This is a genomic window from Corynebacterium sp. HMSC056E09 (assembly GCF_001813425.1).
In the GTDB taxonomy this organism is placed as follows: Bacteria; Actinomycetota; Actinomycetes; order Mycobacteriales; family Mycobacteriaceae; genus Corynebacterium; species Corynebacterium hesseae.
In genome coordinates this window covers 1-1,306 of the sequence record NZ_KV812498.1, presented here as the reverse complement: position 1 = coordinate 1,306, position 1,306 = coordinate 1, and the positions used below count along the sequence as shown (strand labels likewise).

Here is a 1,306-nt window from a genome sequence, read left to right as displayed (position 1 = left end):
TGAAGCGTCCTGGGTTTAGTTCCGCTTCTTTTACGGCCCTGTGTTGATGGGCTGGGTGAGATAGTACTCGGTTTCTACTTCCTGTGGGGTGGCGTAGTCCAAAGCTTCGTGAAGCCGCTTAGTGTTCCACCAATGCACCCACCGCAAGGTGGCCAGTTCGACTTCTCCGACCGATGTCCACGGGCCTTGGGCATGAATCAGTTCCGCCTTGTAGAGACCGTTGACGGTCTCAGCTAGAGCATTGTCATAGGAATCGCCGACTGTTCCCACACTCGGCCGGATTCCGGATTCCGCGAGAGCGGTGGAATACTTCAGTGACACGTACTGGCTGCCCCGATCGCTGTGGTGAATCAGTTGGTTTCCATGGATTCGCCCTGCAGTCGTTAACGCATGCTCCAAGGCCTCCATGGGTAGCGCATCGGTGCGCATCGTTGAGCGTGTAGCAACACCAACAATCTTTCGGCTGTAGGCATCCACGACAAACGCGGTGTAGGCGAATCCTGACAGGGTGCGAACGTAGGTAATGTCGGCAACCCACAGCCGGCCTGGTGCTTGTGCACGAAAGTTTCGCTGCACTAGGTCTGGGCGATGATCCGGTTTCTTCGGGCTGATCGTTGTCACGGGGGTTCGTCCACGTCTGCGGCCGGAAACACCTGCTAGCTTCATCAGTCGTGCAGTCTTATCGCGACCAATATGAAAGCCTTCACGGTTCATCGCGTGCCACATTTTGCGGATGCCGTAGACCGAGAAATTCTGCGCATGCACACGTTGTATCTCTGGGATGAGAAGGCTATCGTTTAAGGTCCTTGCACTGGGAACGCGTGTGGTGGCTTTGCGGTAGCCGCGTGAGGTGATGAATCCACGATCTGCTTGTTTGAGGACTCGGCAGATGGCCTCGACCCCAAACTGATCCTTATACGCGTCGATGTAAGAGATCATTTGGTCGTGGGTCGGTCGAGTTCCGCTGCGAAAAAAGCCGAAGCAGTCTTAAGAATCCCGTTTGCTCGTTTCAGTTCGCGGTTTTCGCGGCGCAGACGCTTGAGTTCTTCTTCCATTGTTTCGCCGCCAGACGCGTCAGAGTCATCACGTGCTGAAGCGCTGTCACGGTACCAAGCCCGCAACGTGTGGTGAGATACTCCAAGCAGCTCACCGACCTCCGTGTAGGCGCGTTGCAGTGAGCAGGACTCCAGGCGGACCATTTCGATGATCTGATGGACCGCCTTTTCCTTGAACTCGACGGAATACTTTCTAGGCATAGTTCAATCCTTCCTTAGCTGAGGTAGGAACTAAACCCAGGACGCTTCAA

General features: G+C 55.1%; 1 protein-coding gene. It reads right to left on the bottom strand.

Annotated features, from left to right (window positions below):
* Window positions 1–30 precede the first annotated feature (30 nt).
* A protein-coding gene (locus HMPREF2912_RS07170; protein WP_148139406.1) for an IS3 family transposase occupies window positions 31–1,256 on the bottom strand; the annotation gives its coding sequence in 2 pieces (ribosomal slippage) (window positions 31–977 and window positions 977–1,256; 1,227 coding nt in all).
* Between the last annotated feature and the right edge of the window lie 50 nt (window positions 1,257–1,306).